Raw genomic sequence first — 15945 nt, 5'->3', positions numbered from 1 at the left:
TACGGGCAGACGGGAGCAAACGAAAAGGGCGACCCGCAGGCCGCCCTTTGCTTGTCCAGGTTGAAGCCGAAAGCCTTAGCCTTCGACGTGTTCCGCCAGGACGGTCAGGCCAGTCGCGGCGACTTCAGCGAAGCCGCCCTGGATCTGGATGGTTTCCGGAGCACCACCTTCGGTCCGGTAGACCAGCAGGGCACCGTCGCGGATGGTCGACATGAAGGGCGCGTGCCCTTCAAGCACGCCGAACTCGCCTTCCGCACCGGGGACGACCACCATGTGGACGTCTTCCGAGCGAACGAGCCGTGCCGGCGTGACGAGTTCGAAGTGCAGGGCCATGATGCTTAGGCTTCCTCAGCCAGCTTCTTGGCCTTTTCGACCGCTTCGTCGATCCCGCCGACCATGTAGAAGGCGGCTTCGGGCAGGTGATCGTATTCGCCTTCGACCACGGCCTTGAACGAGCGCACGGTGTCTTCGACCTGGACGAACTTGCCCGGGATGTTGGTGAAGACTTCGGCGACGTGGAACGGCTGCGACAGGAAGCGCTGGATCTTGCGGGCGCGGGCCACAGTGAGCTTATCTTCTTCCGAAAGCTCGTCCATGCCCAGGATCGCGATGATGTCCTGCAGCGACTTGTACTTCTGCAGCGTTTCCTGAACGCGGCGAGCAACGTCGTAGTGCTCCTGGCCGACAACGGCCGGGGTCAGCACGCGGCTGGTCGAGTCGAGCGGGTCAACGGCCGGGTAGATGCCCAGTTCCGAGATCGCGCGCGACAGGGTGGTCGTGGCGTCAAGGTGAGCAAACGAGGTGGCCGGCGCCGGGTCGGTAAGGTCGTCCGCGGGAACGTAAATCGCCTGCACCGAGGTGATTGAGCCCTTGGTGGTCGAGGTGATGCGTTCCTGCAGCGCGCCCATGTCGGTCGCCAGGGTCGGCTGATAGCCCACGGCCGAAGGAATACGGCCGAGCAGCGCCGACACTTCCGAACCCGCCTGGGTGAAGCGGAAGATGTTGTCGACAAAGAACAGCACGTCCTGGCCTTCCTGGTCGCGGAAGTATTCGGCCATGGTCAGACCCGAGAGCGCAACGCGGGCGCGGGCGCCCGGAGGCTCGTTCATCTGGCCGAACACCAGCGCCACCTTGGAGCCTTCCGGCGTGGCATTGCCATCGGCGTCCTTGGCGATAACGCCGGCGTCGAGGAATTCGTGGTAGAGGTCGTTACCTTCGCGGGTGCGTTCACCGACGCCCGCGAAGACCGACACGCCGCCGTGGCCCTTGGCGATGTTGTTGATCAGTTCCTGGATCAGCACGGTCTTGCCCACGCCGGCGCCGCCGAACAGGCCGATCTTGCCGCCCTTGGCATAAGGCGCGAGCAGGTCGATAACCTTGATGCCGGTCACGAGGATCGCGGCTTCGGTCGACTGGTCGACGAATTCCGGCGCAGCAGCGTGGATCGGCGCGCGCAGGTCGGTGTTGACCGGGCCGCGCTCGTCGATCGGATCGCCGACCACGTTGAGGATGCGGCCCAGGGTCTGCGGACCGACCGGCACCGAGATCTGCGCGCCCGTGGCGGTGACCGGCTGACCGCGGGTCAGACCGTCGGTCGAGTCCATCGCGATGGTGCGGACGGTGTTTTCACCCAGGTGCTGGGCAACTTCGAGCACCAGACGGGTGCCGTTGTTGTCGGTTTCCAGCGCCGAGAGAATCGCCGGCAGTTCGCCGTCGAAGGTCACGTCGACGACGGCGCCGATGACCTGGCTGATCTTGCCGCCAGCGGTGTTGGCGGCGGCCGGAGCGGCCTTCTTGCGAGTGGTGGTCTTGGCTGCGGTGGCCATGGTCGTTTCCTTGCCTTGAAAGTCGTTAGAGCGCTTCGGCGCCCGCGATGATTTCGATCAGTTCGGTGGTAATCGCGGCCTGACGGCTGCGGTTGTACTGGATGGTCAGCTTCTGGATCAGTTCGCCGGCGTTGCGCGTGGCGTTGTCCATCGCGGTCATCGACGCACCCTGTTCCGAGGCCTGGTTTTCCAGCAGTGCGCCGAACAGCTGGGTCCGCAGATAGCGCGGCAGCAGTTCGGCGAGGATTGCTTCTTCCTCGGGCTCGTATTCCACCACGGCGCCATCGCTGCTGGAAGCAGCAACCTTGGGGGCGGGGACGGGGATGATCTGCTGTTCGGTCGGGACCTGCGCGAGCGCACTCTGGAAGCGCGAATAGAACAGGTGGGCGACGTCGAACTTGCCTTCGTCATAGAGCGCGACGAGTTCGTTCGCGATCTTCTGGGCTTCGGCAAAGCCGGGTTCGCGCACGTCGGTCGTGTCGAACATGGCCAGCACAGCCTTCGGGTAAAGCCGGCGCACCACCGCGCGGCCCTTGCGGCCGACAAGGTAGAACAGCACGGTCTTGCCTTCGGCTTCCAGCGCGCGGGCCTTGACCATTGCAGCCTTGACGATGTTCGAATTGAACGCGCCGCACAGGCCCTTGTCCGAGTTGGCCACGACCAGCAGGTGAACCTGGTCCTTGCCCGTCCCGGCGAGGAGCTTGGGGCTGTTCTCGCTGACCGTGATCTTGGCAGCAAGCGAGCCCATTACCGTGGCCAGCCGCGCGGCATAGGGCCGGGCGGCTTCGGCAGCGGTCTGCGCCTTGCGCAGCTTGGCCGCGGCGACCATCTGCTTGGCCTTGGTGATCTTCTGGGTCGACTTGACCGAGTTGATCCGACCTTTGAGTTCCTTAAGCGAGGCCATGAAGCCTTACCCTTTCAATCGGATCAGGCGAACTGCTTCGCGAAAGCTTCGAGTGCGGCCACGGTGCCCTTCTTGGCATCGTCGCCGAAATCGCGGGTGTCGCGGATCAGCTTGAGCACGTCGGCGTGCTTGTCGCGCATGAAGCTGAGCATTTCGGCTTCATAGCGGACAACGTCGCCGGTCGCGATGGCATCGAGGTAGCCATTGGTGCCGGCGAAGATCGACACGGTCTGCTCTTCGAACGGCAGCGGGCTGAACTGGGCCTGTTTGAGCAGCTCCGTCAGGCGCGCACCGCGGTTGAGCAGCTTCTGGGTCGAAGCGTCGAGGTCCGAACCGAACTGGGCGAAGGCCGCCATTTCGCGGTACTGCGCCAGCTCCAGCTTGATCGAGCCCGACACCTTCTTCATCGCCTTGGTCTGGGCGGCGCCGCCGACGCGGCTAACCGACAGACCGACGTTGATCGCCGGACGGACGCCCTGATAGAACAGGCCGGTTTCGAGGAAGATCTGGCCGTCGGTGATCGAGATCACGTTGGTCGGAATGTAGGCCGACACGTCGCCCGCCTGGGTTTCAATGATCGGCAGGGCGGTCAGCGATCCGCCGCCCAGGCTGTCATTCATCTTGGCCGCACGTTCAAGCAGGCGGCTGTGGAGATAGAACACGTCACCCGGATAGGCTTCGCGGCCCGGCGGGCGGCGCAGCAGCAGCGACATCTGGCGATAGGCGACGGCCTGCTTCGAAAGGTCGTCATACACGATCACGGCGTGCATGCCGTTGTCGCGGAAGAATTCGCCCATGGTCGCGCCGGTGTAGGGCGCCAGGTACTGCAGCGGAGCCGGCTCCGAAGCGGTTGCGGCGATGACGATCGTATATTCCATCGCGCCGTTTTCTTCGAGCTGGCGCACGATCTGCGCGACGGTCGAGCGCTTCTGGCCGACAGCGACGTAGATGCAGTAGAGCTTCTTGCTCTCATCCGTGCCGGCGTTGACGCCCTTCTGGTTGATGAAGGTGTCGATCGCGACGGCGGTCTTGCCGGTCTGGCGGTCACCGATGATCAGTTCGCGCTGGCCGCGGCCAACGGGGACGAGGGCGTCAATCGCCTTGAGCCCGGTCTGAACCGGCTCGTTCACCGACTGGCGCGGGATGATGCCCGGAGCCTTTACTTCCACGCGCTGGCGGGTGGCTCCTTCGATCGGGCCCTTGCCGTCGATCGGGTTGCCCAGCGCGTCGACCACGCGGCCGAGCAGGCCCTTGCCGACGGGGACGTCCACGATGGTTTCGGTGCGCTTGACGGTGTCGCCTTCCTTGATCTCGGCGTCCGAGCCGAAGATCACGACGCCGACGTTATCGGCTTCGAGGTTCAGGGCCATGCCCTTAACGCCATTGGCGAACTCGACCATTTCACCGGCCTGAACCTTGTCGAGGCCATGGATGCGGGCAATGCCGTCACCGACGGACAGCACGGTGCCGACTTCCGAGACCTGGGCCTTCGTACCGAAGCTGGCGATCTGGTCCTTGATGACCTTCGAGATTTCAGCGGCGCGGATATCCATGTTCAGCCTTTCATCGCATTCGCGAGGGTGTTCAAACGGGTACGGATCGAACTGTCGATCTGGGTGGAACCGATCCGGACCACCAGACCCCCGAGTACCTCGGGGTCGACATTCGCCTTGATCTTTACGTCCTTGCCTTCACGGGCCTTCAGCTTGGCGGCAAGCGCCTTGAGCTGGGCATCGCTGAGCGGATGGGCGCTGGTCACTTCAGCGGTCACTTCGCCGCGGGCGGCGGTAGCGATCGTGCTGAAGGCGCGGACCACATCGGGCAGCGCGGCGAGGCGGCGGTTGCCCGCCAGCACGCCGATGAAGTTCTGAGTAAGCTGATGCAGGCCAAGGACCTTGCCGACTTCGGCCATCGCGGCGGCAGCGGCATCGCGGCCGATCTGCGGGTTCCGAATCAGTGCGGCCAGATCGGCATTGCCGAGAATCGCCGCGCCCAGCTTGTCGAGGTCGCCCTCGACAGCGGTTACAGCCTTGGATTCGCTGGCCAGCTCATAAAGCGCAGAGGCGTATCGCCCCTGCAAGCTGGCCGTAATGCCGCCGGAATTCTCCACGCGCTCAAGTTCCTTGCATCGGGTGCATTGATGAGGCTGAAGCGGACCAGGTCCGCACATCTGCCCCTTGGACGGGGGCGCGCATAGCGACGATTGTGCTGCGATGCAAGGTGGGGTTAGGACTATGCGCCAAGCAATCTGAGAGAGGGCGCGCCTGATGGGCGATACAATCACGATCACCATGTCTGACGGGCATGCAATGCCGGTCTATCATGCCCAGCCAAGCGGCGCGCGTCGGGGCGGGCTGGTGCTGGTGCAGGAGATTTTTGGCGTTACCGATCATATCCGTGAGCTGTGTGACGAATATGCGGAGGATGGCTATGAAGTGCTCAGCCCTGGCCTGTTCGATCGGCAGGAGCCAGGCTGTGCACTGGGCTACACTGGTGCCGACTGGGAGCGCGCAGTCCAGATCGCCCGCAGCGAGCATGACTGGGACCAAGGCCTGAAGGACACCCAGACCAGCGTCGACTGGCTGGCGGCGAAGGGTGGCCCTGTATTCATAGTCGGCTATTGTTTCGGCGGATCGGTCGCCTGGCGAATGGCGCAGATTAGCCCAAACCTGACAGCGGCCTCGTGTTACTATGGTGGCTACATCGCCACCCGCTTCGCCGACGAAGCGCCGCAGGCTCCTGCGATCTGCCACTTCGGGCGCTACGACAACCTGGTCGAGTTCGCGCCGGTAGAGAAGCTGATCGAGAAGCAACACCCGACGGCGCAGATCTTCGTTTACGAGGCCGGCCACGGCTTCAATTCCGATCGCCGCAAGGACTGGCATCCGGAAAGCGCCGACCTGGCCAAGGAGCGGACCCTGATGCTGTTCCGGGCCTGCGGCAGCTGACCAGGAACTTTGAACGCAAGGTCCGGGACGCGGGCTGCTGCGGCGCAGTCTAATGCGGCTCCAGCTAGTTTGGAGTTGACCTATGACCTATCGCATTGCCGGACTTTCTGACGAAACTTTCGCTCCCTTGTTTGCGCTTGAAGACGCAGCGCTGGCCGCGCGCAACGCCCGCCGGGTAACCGCCACCGCTAGCCGAGGCTTTCCCTGCCGGGTCAGCCTGGAGGACGCACGAGAGGGGGATGAACTGATTCTGCTCAATCACACCAGCCACGATGTCGGGACGCCCTATCGTAGCACCTATGCCATCTATGTGCGGGCCGACGTAAAGCCGGCAGAGTTCATCGACACGACCCCACCGGTGTTCGAAGGCCGCCCGCTCGGGCTGCGCGGCTTCGATGCAGAGGGCAACCTGCGTGATGCCCGCCTGGCCTTGCCGGGTGAGGCCGACGAGAAGATCCGCGAGCTGCTTGCCAATCCCGCGATCGCCTATATCGATGCCCATAATGCCGCGCATGGCTGCTTCAGCGCGCGGGTCGAGCGCCACGGAGATGCGCCATGCTGATCGATGACGATTGCTGGACCGCCGTGCTGGCGCGCGACCGGGCCTTTGACGGGCGCTTTGTCACTGGGGTGCTGACGACCGGCATCTATTGCCGCCCGTCCTGCGCGGCGCGGCATCCGGCCCGTCACAATGTGCGCTTCTTTGCCGATGGCGCGGCCGCACGCGCAGCTGGTCTCAGGCCCTGCAAGCGTTGCCTGCCAGACGACGTCAGCCGCGACGAGCGGGCAGTGCTTGCAGCGATCGCCGCGATCAAGGCGGCCGAGCAACCGCTGGCCTTGGCCGCGCTGGCGGCGGAGACAGGTTATTCGCCCACGCACTTCCAGCGGGTCTTCACCCGCCACACCGGACTGTCCCCCGCCGCCTATGCGCGGGCCTTGATGCAAGAGCGGGCAGCCGAGGCGCTGACTGGTGAGGGCCGGGTGACCGAGGCCATCTATGCGGCCGGCTATTCCGGTCCGAGCCGGTTCTATGGCAACAATCGGGAGAAGCTGGGCATGGCACCTTCAGCCTGGGCCAACGGGGGCAGCGGGGTTACGATCCATTGGGCAGTAGTCCCGACCTCTTTGGGCCCGATGCTGGTTGCAGCTACTGACAAGGGCGTTTGCCGTTTGTCCTTCAACGAAGGCCGCGAAGCCTTGGTGGCGCGGTTTCCCAAGGCCGAACTGGTTGAGGGCGGGGCGGAGTTCGCAGCACTGCTCGAACAAGTGGTGGCCGCCGTCGAAGCGCCTGGCGACTTCGCCCACATCCCGCTCGACGTAAAGGGCACCGCCTTTCAGGAAGCAGTCTGGAAGGAACTGCGCCGCATTCCGGCCGGCGAGACCCGCACCTATGCCCAGCTTGCTGCGGCAGTCGGCCGGCCCAAGGCAGTCCGGGCGGCGGGCAGCGCCAATGGCGCCAACAATGTCGCTGTGCTGATTCCCTGCCACCGGGTCATTGCAACAGGCGGCGGGCTGGGTGGTTATGCCTATGGCTTGGAGATCAAGCGCAAGCTGCTCGAAAAGGAAGCGAAATGACTGACCCCGTAACCGCGTTCAAGGCGCTTCACGTCCCAGGCGATCCGCTGGTGCTGTTCAACATCTGGGACGCTGGCAGCGCGCGGGCCGTGGCACGGGCGGGCGCCAAGGCGATTGCTACCGGATCCTACGGCGTCGCCGAGGCGCAGGGGTTTAGCGATGGCGAGGACTTTTCGATCGACGATGCCTTGCGCAACCTGGAACGGGTGCTGCGGGTAACCGACCTGCCCGTCACGCTTGATTTCGAATCCGGCTATGGCGCAACCGCCAAAGAGGTTGGCCAGTCGGTCCAGCGGGCCCGCGCCGCCGGTGCTGCCGGGATCAACATGGAGGACCGGATGCCGGGCCAGGCCGAGCTGATCCCGCTGGCTGAGGCGGCTGACCGGGTGGCGGCAGCGGCCGGTTCCGGGCTGTTCGTCAACGCGCGCTGCGATGTCTATCGCGGGGCCAAGCCCGAGGCGCTGGGCCAGAGCCAGATCGATGCAGTGCTTGAACGGGCAGAGGCCTATGCAGCGGCAGGCGCGGGTGGTCTGTTCGTGCCGTTCCTGGGCGATCATGCGGCGATCACCGCGATCTGTGCCGGTTCGCCATTGCCGGTGAACATCCTGTGGGGACCGGGGCGGGGCACCCGCGCCGAACTGGCGGCCTGCGGCGTCGCGCGGATCAGCTATGGTCACGGTCCCTGGGCGGCGGCGATGGACTGGCTGGAAGGGCAGGCGCGGGCGGTGTTTGCCGGTGAAGTCGTACCTTATGCTTCCGGCTGAATGGCTTGACCACGCACCGTTACTGTCTTATTCAAACAATACAGTAACGGGAAACAGCGCCGTATGACCGAATTAGCCACCGCCGAACCCTCGCGAATCCGGCGGATCGTCGCTCACCCGGTCAACCTGCTGCTGATCGGTTTTGCATTGATGGTGGCAGTCGGTGCAGTGGGGTCGATTGTACTCAACAAGGTGTTCGGCGCGCTTGATGCAAGCAAGAACACACCGACGCGGCTGCTAGGCGCCATCATTCTCGCTGCGCTCTTCATCCTTGCTTACAAGGGCTACAAGCGTTGGATCGAACGAGCACCCGACCGCGAGCTGGAATTGGCCGGGGCCGGGCGCGAGCTGGCGCTCGGTCTGCTCGGCGGGGCTGCGCTCTTTTCGGTCATGACCGGCATCGTCGCCCTGCTTGGCGGGTTCGAAATCATGGGTCTGCGCGGCGCGGGGGCAATTTGGTCGATGCTTGGCCTTTCGGTGTTCAGTGGCGTGTTCGAGGAGATCTTGATCCGGGGGATCGTGTTCCGCCAGCTTGAGGCCTGGCTTGGATCGTGGATCGCGCTGGCGCTCTCATCGGCGCTGTTCGGGGCGCTCCACATCATGAACCCGGGTGCTACCTGGTTTTCCAGCGTCGCCATCGCGGTCGAGGCCGGGATCCTGCTGGGTGCGGCTTATATGCTGACGCGGCGGCTGTGGCTGGCGATCGGCATCCACGCCGCCTGGAATTTCACGCAGGGCTGGGTGTTCTCCGTTCCCGTCTCGGGCGGAGAGGCGCCGCTGGGCCTGCTGATCACGCGCCGGCTCGGCCCGGACTGGCTGACCGGCGGCGATTTCGGTCTGGAAGCCAGCGTCGTGGCGATGATCGTCGCCACCCTTGCCGGGGTGATCCTGCTGCTGTTGGCGATCCAGCGCGGGCAGTTGGTTGCCGCGCCGTGGCGCCGGGTCAGGTAAGCATCGGCGGCATGCCAGGCTCGGCCTTGGCCATCGCGCGCTGATAGGCCGGACGCTGGCCGATCCGCTGCAGGTAGGCTGCGATGTTCGGATAGGGATCCAGCGAGGCCCCGCCGAATGCGCGCGAGGTGGTCAAGTTGAAGCCCATCATGATGTCGGCCAGGGTCAGGTTGCGGCCGCCGAAGAATTCTGCCTCACCCAGTCGCGCATTCGTCATCGCCCAGGCCTTGGCAACCCGATCGGCAACAAAGGGCGGTGTTTCAGCAGCACCGAGCGACTGCGCCACCAGCCCCATCATGCCGTTGGTCATGAAGGTCGCGTTGGAAAAGTGGAACCAGAACAGGTGATCGGCAAAGTCCGGATCGTCGACGCCGGGCGAGAGGCGGCAGCCGCCATACTTGCGGTCGATATATTCGCAGATCGCCCCGCTTTCGCCCAGCACCAGGTCGCCATCGGTAATCACGGGCGCAATCCCCATCGGGTGCAGCGCCTTGTACTCGTCCGGCGCCAGCCGATTGTCCTCACGGCGATTGTAGAGCTTCAGATCGTATTCGATCCCCAGCTCCTCGCAAAGCCAGACGATCCGCTCGGACTGGGAAATGCGTAGGTGATGGACGGTCAGCATGGGAGGCTCTCCTATCGGTTCTGTTCTGATTGACCATGCCGCGCCCAGCCGGCGTCAGCGTTTTGCAATTGCTGCAGGAATGCCTCCGCGCTGGCAAGGTATTCCGTGCGCTTCTCCTCGCTCATCCGCCGCCAGGTGGCGTAGGGATTGGCGAGGCGCATGTTGCGGCCAAGCTTGTCTTCGTTGCGATCAAGGAAGTGCCAGTAGAGCGCATTGAAGGGGCAGGCGTCCGGACCGGTCTTGAGCTTGACCTTGTAGCGGCAGGATCCGCAGTAATTGCTCATCCGGTCGATATAGGCGCCACTGGCGGCATAGGGCTTGGAGGCCAATCGGCCGCCATCGGCAAACAAGGCCATGCCGGCCACGTTGGGCAGCTCGACCCAGTCAAAGGCATCGGCGTAGACCACCAGGAACCAGTCAGCCACGTCCTGCGGGCGGATTCCGGCAAGCAGGGCAAAATTGCCGAGCACCATGAGGCGCTGGATATGGTGGGCATAGGCATTGTCTCGCGTGGTGCGGACGCAATCGGCCAGGCAGGCCATGTCGGTTTTGCCAGTCCAGTAGAAGTCCGGCAGCGGCCGGGTGGCACCAAGGTAATTGTCCTCGGCCAGCCCCGGCATTTCCAGCCAGTAGACCCCGCGAATGTACTCGCGCCAGCCAATCAACTGGCGGACGAAGCCTTCCACCGCGGCCAGCGGCGCGCGTCCGGCGCGATATTCGGCCTCGGCGCGGCGGCAGAGGTCGAGCGGATCGAGCAGGCCGAGGTTGATCGCGGGCGAGAGCACGGCGTGGAACAGGAAGTCTTGCCCGCGCACCATCGCGTCCTGCCATTGGCCAAAGGTGGGCAGGCGGTCTTTTAGGAACGCCGCTGCGGCGGTTTCGGCCTCCTGCGCCGTGACCGGCCAGCTGAACTTGTCCAGCGCACCGAAGTGATCGGCAAAGCGGGTGCCGACCAGTTCGATTACCTCGTTCGTCATTGCATCCGGCGCGAAGCGAGGAAGGGGCGGTCCCTTCAGCCCCGTGGGCGGGCCGGAGCGATTCGCGGCGTCATAGTTCCACTTGCCGCCAACCGGATCCTTCCCGTCCATCAGCAGGCCGGTGCGCCGCCGCATCTCTCGGTAGAAGAACTCCATCCGCAGTTCCTTGCGGCCCGCCGCCCAGCTGGCAAATTCGTCGCGCGAGCAGAGGAAGCGGCTATCGGGCAGGATCTCTACCGGACAGCCGATGAAGGTCTGCCAGTCGAGCATGGCCTGCTCGACCCGCCAGTCGCCCGGTTCGACCACGCGGATCAGGCGGGGTGAGTGGCGCTCGGCAGCACGAATGACTTCTCCCGTGAAGCTGCCCGCGTTTTCGGGATCGTCCAGCCGGATATAATCGACCCGCCAGCCTGCCTTGCGGAGCTCGGCCGCGAAGTGGCGCATGGCTGAGAAGATCAGCGCGATCTTGGCCTTGTGATGGCGTACATGCGCGGCTTCTTCCGCCACCTCCATCATCAGCACAACCGTATCGGCTGGGTCGCAGCCTTTGAGGCTGGCAAGACCATGCGAAAGCTGATCGCCCAGCACGGGCACGAGCACGGTCATACGAAGGAGTAGGGATCGATATCCACGGCGACCCGCACGCCCTGCGGGAAGGCCAAGGCGCCCAGCCACTGGCGGATGATGTCCTGCAACTGGGCCGAGCGCCTGGCGTTGATCAGCAGGCGATAGCGATAGCGCCCGCGCAGTAGCGAAAGCGGGGCGGGGGCGGGACCCAGGATCATGACGTCGGGCAGATCTGGCCGCGCCCCGCCGATCTGGCGGGCGGCCGCGCGCGCTTCAGCTTCATCCTCGCTCGACACGATGATCGCGGCCCAACGGCCAAACGGCGGCGCCCCGGCATCGCGCCGGGCCTCGGCTTCGGCGGCGTAGAAGGCGTCACGGTCACCGGCGGCGAGGGCAGCGATGACGGCGGCTTCGGGATGGCGGGTTTGGATCAGCACTTCGCCCGGCTTTACCCCCCGGCCCGCGCGTCCGGCTACCTGGGCTATCTGCTGGTATGTCCGCTCGGCCGCCCGCAGGTCGCCGCCTTCGAGGCCCATGTCGGCATCGATCACGCCAACCAGGGTCAGTTCGGGAAAGTGATAACCCTTGGTGACAAGCTGCGTACCGACAATCACGTCGATTGCGCCGCCTTCCGCCCGGGCGACGAAATCGGCGATCTTTTCGGGGCTGTTGAGCGTGTCGGACGTGGCGATGGCAATCCGCGCTTCGGGAAACAGGCTGCTAACCTCGTCAGCGATCCGCTCCACGCCGGGGCCGCAGGCGACCAGGCAATCGGGCGTGTGGCATTCTGGGCAAGCCTCGGGCACTTCGGAGGCATGACCGCAGTGGTGGCACGCCAGCCGCCGCGACAGTCGATGCTCGACCAGCCAGGCCGAGCAGTTGGGGCACTGGAAGCGATAGCCGCAATGCCGGCACAGCGTCAGCGGGGCATAGCCGCGGCGGTTGAGGAACAGCAGCGATTGTTCGCCGCGCGCCAGCCGGTCTTCTAGCGCTTTGACCAGCGAGGGAGCGAGCCAGTGCTGGCGGGCCGGTTCATCCTTGCGCAGGTCGACCACTTCGATGTGCGGCAGGGTGGCACCGCCAAAGCGGCTGGGCAGGTCGATCTTCTGATAGACCCCGGCTTCGGCCAGCTGCAGCGATTCCAGAGCGGGTGTGGCACTCGCCAGGATCACCGGGATCGCTTCGAACCGCGCGCGGATCACGGCAACGTCGCGGGCGTTATAGCGCACCCCGTCGTCCTGCTTGAACGAGACCTCGTGCGCCTCGTCGACCACGATCAGGCCCAGCCGCTTGAACGGCATGAACAGCGCCGAACGCGCGCCGACCACAACCTGCGCTTCGCCCGAAACGATCGCTCGCCAGGCCCGCCGCCGCTCGCTCTGCTTGAGGCTAGAATGCCACAGTACGGGCGGTACCCCGAAGCGTGCCTCGAACCGCCGCAGGAAATTCTCGGTCAGGGCGATTTCCGGCAGCATCACCAGCACCTGCTTGCGGTCCCGGATCGCTGCGGCGATGGCTTCGAAATAGCACTCGGTCTTGCCTGACCCGGTCACCCCGTCGAGTAAAAAGGTCTGGAACTTTCCAGCGCCGACAGCCGCTATAAACTGATCGGCTGCGGCCTGCTGCTCTTCCGACAACTCAGGCTGTGCATGGTCCGGCTGCGCCCGGGGGTAGGCGCGGTCAAGGTCAACCGTCACCGGCTCCAGGATGCCGGCATTGACCATGCCGCGCAGCACGCCTTCGGAAACCGAAGCGAGTTCGGCCAGCTCGCGGATCGAGGCCTGCTCGCCCTGCAAGGCATCCAGTGCGGCGGCGCGCTGCGGGGTTAGGCGGGCTGGTTCAAGGCCGGACAGGCGATACTCGGTCGTAGTCCCACCGCCGCGCAGCGCCGCCATCGACCCCAGCATCATCCGGGCAACGGAATTGAGCGGGGCGCAATAGTAATCGGCCGTCCATTCGATTAGCCGCCGCAGCGGCTCGGCAATCGGCGGGACGGGCAGGACCTCCAGCAGGGGGCGCAGTTTGCTTTCGGGCACTTCCGTGCCGTCGAGCCGATCCGGTTCCCAGACGATTCCCAGCACCTGGCGCGGGCCGAGCGGGGCGATCACCACGTTGCCCAGCTGTACGTCCACGCCCGGCGGCACCCGGTAATCGAGCACCGACAGGACCGGATTGAAGACAAGAAGGCGGACGCGGCTCATGAGTCTCGTCCCTATGCGCAGAAACCGCGCTGGGGGCTAGGCCCTCGCCAAAGCCTTCCCTATAGCGATGGGGAATCGTTACCGGAGCATGCCCGCCGTGAAGTTCTTTGCCGACACCGCCGAAATCGCCGAGATCAAGGACCTGGCCGCCACTGGCCTGCTTGATGGCGTCACCACCAACCCCTCACTGATCGCCAAGTCGGGGCGCGATTTCATCGAAGTGACCCGCGAAATCTGCGGGATCACCAGCGGCCCGGTCAGCGCCGAAGTGGTCGCGCTCGATCACGAAGGGATGATGCGTGAGGCGGAAGTCCTGCGCAAGATTGCCGATAACGTCTGCATCAAGGTGCCGCTGACCATTGACGGCCTTAAGACCTGCAAGGCGCTGACCAGTGAAGGCACCATGGTCAACGTCACGCTCTGCTTCTCGGCCAACCAGGCGCTGCTGGCGGCGAAGGCCGGAGCCAGTTTCATTTCGCCGTTCGTGGGCCGCCATGACGATAACGGCTGGGACGGGATGCAGCTGATCAGCGACATCCGCCTGATCTATGACAACTATGGCTTCCAGACCGAGATCCTGGTCGCCTCGGTGCGCCATTCGGTTCACGTGCTCGAAGCCGCCAAGATCGGCGCCGATGTGATGACGGCGCCGCCGTCGGTCATCAAGGGGCTGTTCAAGCATATCCTGACCGACAAGGGCATCGAAGGCTTCCTGGCCGACTGGGCCAAGACCGGGCAGTCGATCTGAGCAGCTAACCGATGGCCGACGAAACGCCCCTCGATCGCTTCCGCTCCGTGTTGACTGGCGCCAGCCGGGCAATTGCGCACGAGCCCGAGCTGGAGGTGGCGTGGACGGCCGACATGGCCGTGGCCAATGGCAAGAACCTGCGGGTGCCGATGCCGGGCCGCAACCTGCCGCGCGACCAGGCAATGGAAGCGCGCGGCCATGCCGATTCGATGGCGCTCAAGCTGCGCCACCATAACGAGGCGATGCACGCCAAATCCGCGCCAAGCGATCCCTCGGCCCGGGCCTGCTATGACCTGGTTGAGCAGGTGCGTTATGAAGCGCTCGGTTCGAAGGCCTATGCCGGGATGCGCGACAATCTGGACGCGGCCATGGCCGTGCGGGTGGGGGGCGATCCGATCGCCCGCGCGACCAGCCCAGATGAAGTACCGCTGCCGGTCGCGCTGTCGCTGCTGCTGCGCGAACACCTGACCGGCCAGCCGGTGCCCGAGGCCGCGCGCAAGGGCACTGATATGCTGCGCGGCTGGATTGCGGAGCGCGCCGGGACCGATTTCGACGCGCTGGCGCTCTCGCTGGATGACCAGAAGGCATTCCAGGCGCTCAGCCTCGACATGCTCCAGCACCTGGAGCTGACCCGTTCCGAGCCGATGGAGGCCGAACCCGAGGAGGGCGAAGACCAGGACGGCGAAGACGATAGCGAGGACAATCCCGACGCCGGCGATAGCCAAGAAGACCAGGCCCCCAGCGAAGTCGCCGGTGAGCCCAGCGAGGGCGATGAGGAAGGCGAGGGCGAGGTCGAACAGCAGGTCGAGGACGACAATGCCGAGGCCGAAGCGGGTGACGACGGCGAAGAGGGGATGCTCCCGGTCCGCCCTAACCGGCCGTGGACAGATATTCCCGGCAACTTCGACTACAAGGTCTTCACCGAGCAGTTCGACGAAGTGGTCGCCGCGCAGGACCTCTGCGACGAGGAAGAGCTGACCCGGCTGCGCGCCTATCTCGATGCGCAGCTGAAGGGCTTGCAGGGCATCGTCACCAAGCTGGCCAACCGTCTGCAGCGGCGGCTGATGGCGCAGCAAAACCGCTCGTGGGATTTCGACCAGGAAGAGGGCATCCTCGATGCCGCGCGGCTGGCCCGCGTAGTGATCTCACCCGGCCAGTCGCTGTCCTACAAGGTTGAGCGCGATGTCGAGTTCAAAGACACCATCGTCACCCTGCTTATCGACAATTCCGGCTCAATGCGCGGACGACCGATCTCGATCGCTGCGATCAGCGCGGACGTGTTGGCGCGTACGCTGGAACGCTGCGGCGTGAAGACCGAAATCCTGGGCTTCACCACCCGCGCGTGGAAGGGCGGGCAGAGCCGCGAGGCCTGGCTGGCGGGCGGCAAGCCGGCCCAGCCCGGCCGCCTCAACGACCTGCGCCACATCGTCTACAAAAAGGCCGACGAGCCCTATCGCCGCAGCCGCCGCAACCTCGGCCTGATGATGCGCGAGGGCCTGCTCAAGGAAAACATCGACGGCGAGGCGCTGCTCTGGGCCCACACCCGGATGCTGGCCCGGCCCGAAGACCGCCGCATCCTGATGGTGATCTCGGACGGGGCACCGGTCGACGATTCAACCCTCAGCGTGAACACCGCCGGCTATCTGGAGCAGCACCTGCGCCGGGTGATCGACTGGATCGAACGCCAGTCGCCAGTGCAGCTGGTCGCCATCGGCATCGGTCACGATGTGACGCGCTATTACCGCCGCGCCGTGACTATCATGGACGTTGAACAGCTTGGTGGCACGATGATCGAGCAGCTTGCCGCGCTATTTGAGGACGAATAGCGCTTGACCGCTCCGTTTAATCGAACGATTAAA

Annotated in this window: 15 protein-coding genes; 7 read left to right on the top strand and 8 right to left on the bottom strand. The window is 64.9% G+C overall.

All coding sequences use genetic code 11. From position 1 onward, the window contains the following. Positions 1 to 75: 75 nt before the first annotated feature. From FRF71_RS14585 to FRF71_RS14565, 5 genes are read right to left on the bottom strand one after another with little or no spacing between them, the layout of a single operon-like run. Positions 76 to 333: an ATP synthase F1 subunit epsilon gene (locus tag FRF71_RS14585; protein WP_147091342.1), complete on the bottom strand. Its 258-nt coding sequence runs from the start codon at positions 331 to 333 to the stop codon at positions 76 to 78. A 5-nt stretch (positions 334 to 338) separates the two neighbouring features. Beyond that, positions 339 to 1826 carry a F0F1 ATP synthase subunit beta gene (gene atpD, locus FRF71_RS14580; protein ID WP_192900015.1) on the bottom strand — a complete coding sequence of 496 codons (1488 nt, stop codon included), beginning with the start codon at positions 1824 to 1826 and terminating at the stop codon, positions 339 to 341. A 25-nt stretch (positions 1827 to 1851) separates the two neighbouring features. Continuing rightward, a complete protein-coding gene (locus tag FRF71_RS14575; protein WP_147091341.1) occupies positions 1852 to 2730 on the bottom strand; it encodes a F0F1 ATP synthase subunit gamma in 879 nt (292 codons plus the stop codon). 23 nt (positions 2731 to 2753) lie between these two features. After that, positions 2754 to 4283: a F0F1 ATP synthase subunit alpha gene (gene atpA / locus FRF71_RS14570; RefSeq protein WP_147091340.1), complete on the bottom strand. Its 1530-nt coding sequence runs from the start codon at positions 4281 to 4283 to the stop codon at positions 2754 to 2756. A gap of 2 nt (positions 4284 to 4285) precedes the next feature. Continuing rightward, complete coding sequence (locus FRF71_RS14565) at positions 4286 to 4840, bottom strand: F0F1 ATP synthase subunit delta (protein ID WP_147091339.1); 555 nt, start codon at positions 4838 to 4840, stop codon at positions 4286 to 4288. 157 nt (positions 4841 to 4997) lie between these two features. On the opposite strand from FRF71_RS14565, the gene FRF71_RS14560 reads away from it, so the two are divergent. From FRF71_RS14560 to FRF71_RS14540, 5 genes are all read left to right on the top strand, one after another. Further along, a complete protein-coding gene (locus FRF71_RS14560) occupies positions 4998 to 5678 on the top strand; it encodes a dienelactone hydrolase family protein (protein ID WP_147091338.1) in 681 nt (226 codons plus the stop codon). Between the two features lie 82 nt (positions 5679 to 5760). Further along, the gene (locus tag FRF71_RS14555) at positions 5761 to 6240 is read left to right on the top strand and encodes a DUF1203 domain-containing protein (RefSeq protein ID WP_147091337.1); all 480 of its coding nucleotides are present in this window, start codon (positions 5761 to 5763) and stop codon (positions 6238 to 6240) included. Beyond that, positions 6234 to 7253, top strand: coding sequence for a bifunctional transcriptional activator/DNA repair enzyme AdaA (locus tag FRF71_RS14550; protein WP_147091336.1), 1020 nt, complete (start codon positions 6234 to 6236; stop codon positions 7251 to 7253). The genes FRF71_RS14555 and FRF71_RS14550 overlap by 7 nt, the downstream gene beginning before the upstream one ends. Continuing rightward, positions 7250 to 8017 carry an isocitrate lyase/PEP mutase family protein gene (locus tag FRF71_RS14545; protein ID WP_147091335.1) on the top strand — a complete coding sequence of 256 codons (768 nt, stop codon included), beginning with the start codon at positions 7250 to 7252 and terminating at the stop codon, positions 8015 to 8017. The genes FRF71_RS14550 and FRF71_RS14545 overlap by 4 nt, the downstream gene beginning before the upstream one ends. Positions 8018 to 8080: 63 nt before the next feature. Continuing rightward, positions 8081 to 8968 (top strand): CPBP family intramembrane glutamic endopeptidase, encoded by an 888-nt coding sequence (locus FRF71_RS14540; RefSeq protein ID WP_147091334.1) that lies wholly within the window; start codon positions 8081 to 8083, stop codon positions 8966 to 8968. On the opposite strand, the gene FRF71_RS14535 is transcribed toward FRF71_RS14540, so the two are convergent. The 3 genes from FRF71_RS14535 to FRF71_RS14525 are packed head-to-tail and all read right to left on the bottom strand — an operon-like array spanning position 8961 to position 13338. Next, positions 8961 to 9593, bottom strand: a complete 633-nt coding sequence (locus FRF71_RS14535; RefSeq protein ID WP_147091333.1) for a glutathione S-transferase family protein — start codon at positions 9591 to 9593, stop codon at positions 8961 to 8963. The genes FRF71_RS14540 and FRF71_RS14535 overlap by 8 nt on opposite strands. A gap of 11 nt (positions 9594 to 9604) precedes the next feature. Continuing rightward, positions 9605 to 11176 carry a cryptochrome/photolyase family protein gene (locus FRF71_RS14530; protein WP_147091332.1) on the bottom strand — a complete coding sequence of 524 codons (1572 nt, stop codon included), beginning with the start codon at positions 11174 to 11176 and terminating at the stop codon, positions 9605 to 9607. Then, positions 11173 to 13338 carry a primosomal protein N' gene (locus FRF71_RS14525; protein ID WP_147091331.1) on the bottom strand — a complete coding sequence of 722 codons (2166 nt, stop codon included), beginning with the start codon at positions 13336 to 13338 and terminating at the stop codon, positions 11173 to 11175. The genes FRF71_RS14530 and FRF71_RS14525 overlap by 4 nt, the downstream gene beginning before the upstream one ends. Before the next feature lie 97 nt (positions 13339 to 13435). Here FRF71_RS14525 and fsa point away from each other — a divergent pair, with 97 nt between their 5' ends. Beyond that, the gene (fsa, locus tag FRF71_RS14520; RefSeq protein WP_147091330.1) at positions 13436 to 14086 is read left to right on the top strand and encodes a fructose-6-phosphate aldolase; all 651 of its coding nucleotides are present in this window, start codon (positions 13436 to 13438) and stop codon (positions 14084 to 14086) included. 11 nt (positions 14087 to 14097) lie between these two features. Then, positions 14098 to 15912 carry a cobaltochelatase subunit CobT gene (gene cobT, locus FRF71_RS14515; RefSeq protein ID WP_147091329.1) on the top strand — a complete coding sequence of 605 codons (1815 nt, stop codon included), beginning with the start codon at positions 14098 to 14100 and terminating at the stop codon, positions 15910 to 15912. The last annotated feature ends 33 nt before the right edge of the window (positions 15913 to 15945 follow it).

It is taken from the genome of Novosphingobium ginsenosidimutans (assembly GCF_007954425.1).
Taxonomy (GTDB): Bacteria; Pseudomonadota; Alphaproteobacteria; order Sphingomonadales; family Sphingomonadaceae; genus Novosphingobium; species Novosphingobium ginsenosidimutans.
Note: the sequence above shows the minus strand (reverse complement) of the source record. Positions and strands in the feature narration are given on the sequence as shown.

Bases quoted from the DNA above. Each gene is read 5' to 3' on its own strand.
- FRF71_RS14585 (WP_147091342.1), bottom strand. From the start codon at position 333: ATGGCCCTGCACTTCGAACTCGTCACGCCGGCACGGCTCGTTCGCTCG.
- atpD (WP_192900015.1), bottom strand. From the start codon at position 1,826: ATGGCCACCGCAGCCAAGACCACCACTCGCAAGAAGGCCGCTCCGGCC.
- FRF71_RS14575 (WP_147091341.1), bottom strand. From the start codon at position 2,730: ATGGCCTCGCTTAAGGAACTCAAAGGTCGGATCAACTCGGTCAAGTCG.
- atpA (WP_147091340.1), bottom strand. From the start codon at position 4,283: ATGGATATCCGCGCCGCTGAAATCTCGAAGGTCATCAAGGACCAGATC.
- FRF71_RS14560 (WP_147091338.1), top strand. From the start codon at position 4,998: ATGGGCGATACAATCACGATCACCATGTCTGACGGGCATGCAATGCCG.
- FRF71_RS14555 (WP_147091337.1), top strand. From the start codon at position 5,761: ATGACCTATCGCATTGCCGGACTTTCTGACGAAACTTTCGCTCCCTTG.
- FRF71_RS14550 (WP_147091336.1), top strand. From the start codon at position 6,234: ATGCTGATCGATGACGATTGCTGGACCGCCGTGCTGGCGCGCGACCGG.
- FRF71_RS14545 (WP_147091335.1), top strand. From the start codon at position 7,250: ATGACTGACCCCGTAACCGCGTTCAAGGCGCTTCACGTCCCAGGCGAT.
- FRF71_RS14540 (WP_147091334.1), top strand. From the start codon at position 8,081: ATGACCGAATTAGCCACCGCCGAACCCTCGCGAATCCGGCGGATCGTC.
- FRF71_RS14535 (WP_147091333.1), bottom strand. From the start codon at position 9,593: ATGCTGACCGTCCATCACCTACGCATTTCCCAGTCCGAGCGGATCGTC.
- FRF71_RS14530 (WP_147091332.1), bottom strand. From the start codon at position 11,176: ATGACCGTGCTCGTGCCCGTGCTGGGCGATCAGCTTTCGCATGGTCTT.
- FRF71_RS14525 (WP_147091331.1), bottom strand. From the start codon at position 13,338: ATGAGCCGCGTCCGCCTTCTTGTCTTCAATCCGGTCCTGTCGGTGCTC.
- cobT (WP_147091329.1), top strand. From the start codon at position 14,098: ATGGCCGACGAAACGCCCCTCGATCGCTTCCGCTCCGTGTTGACTGGC.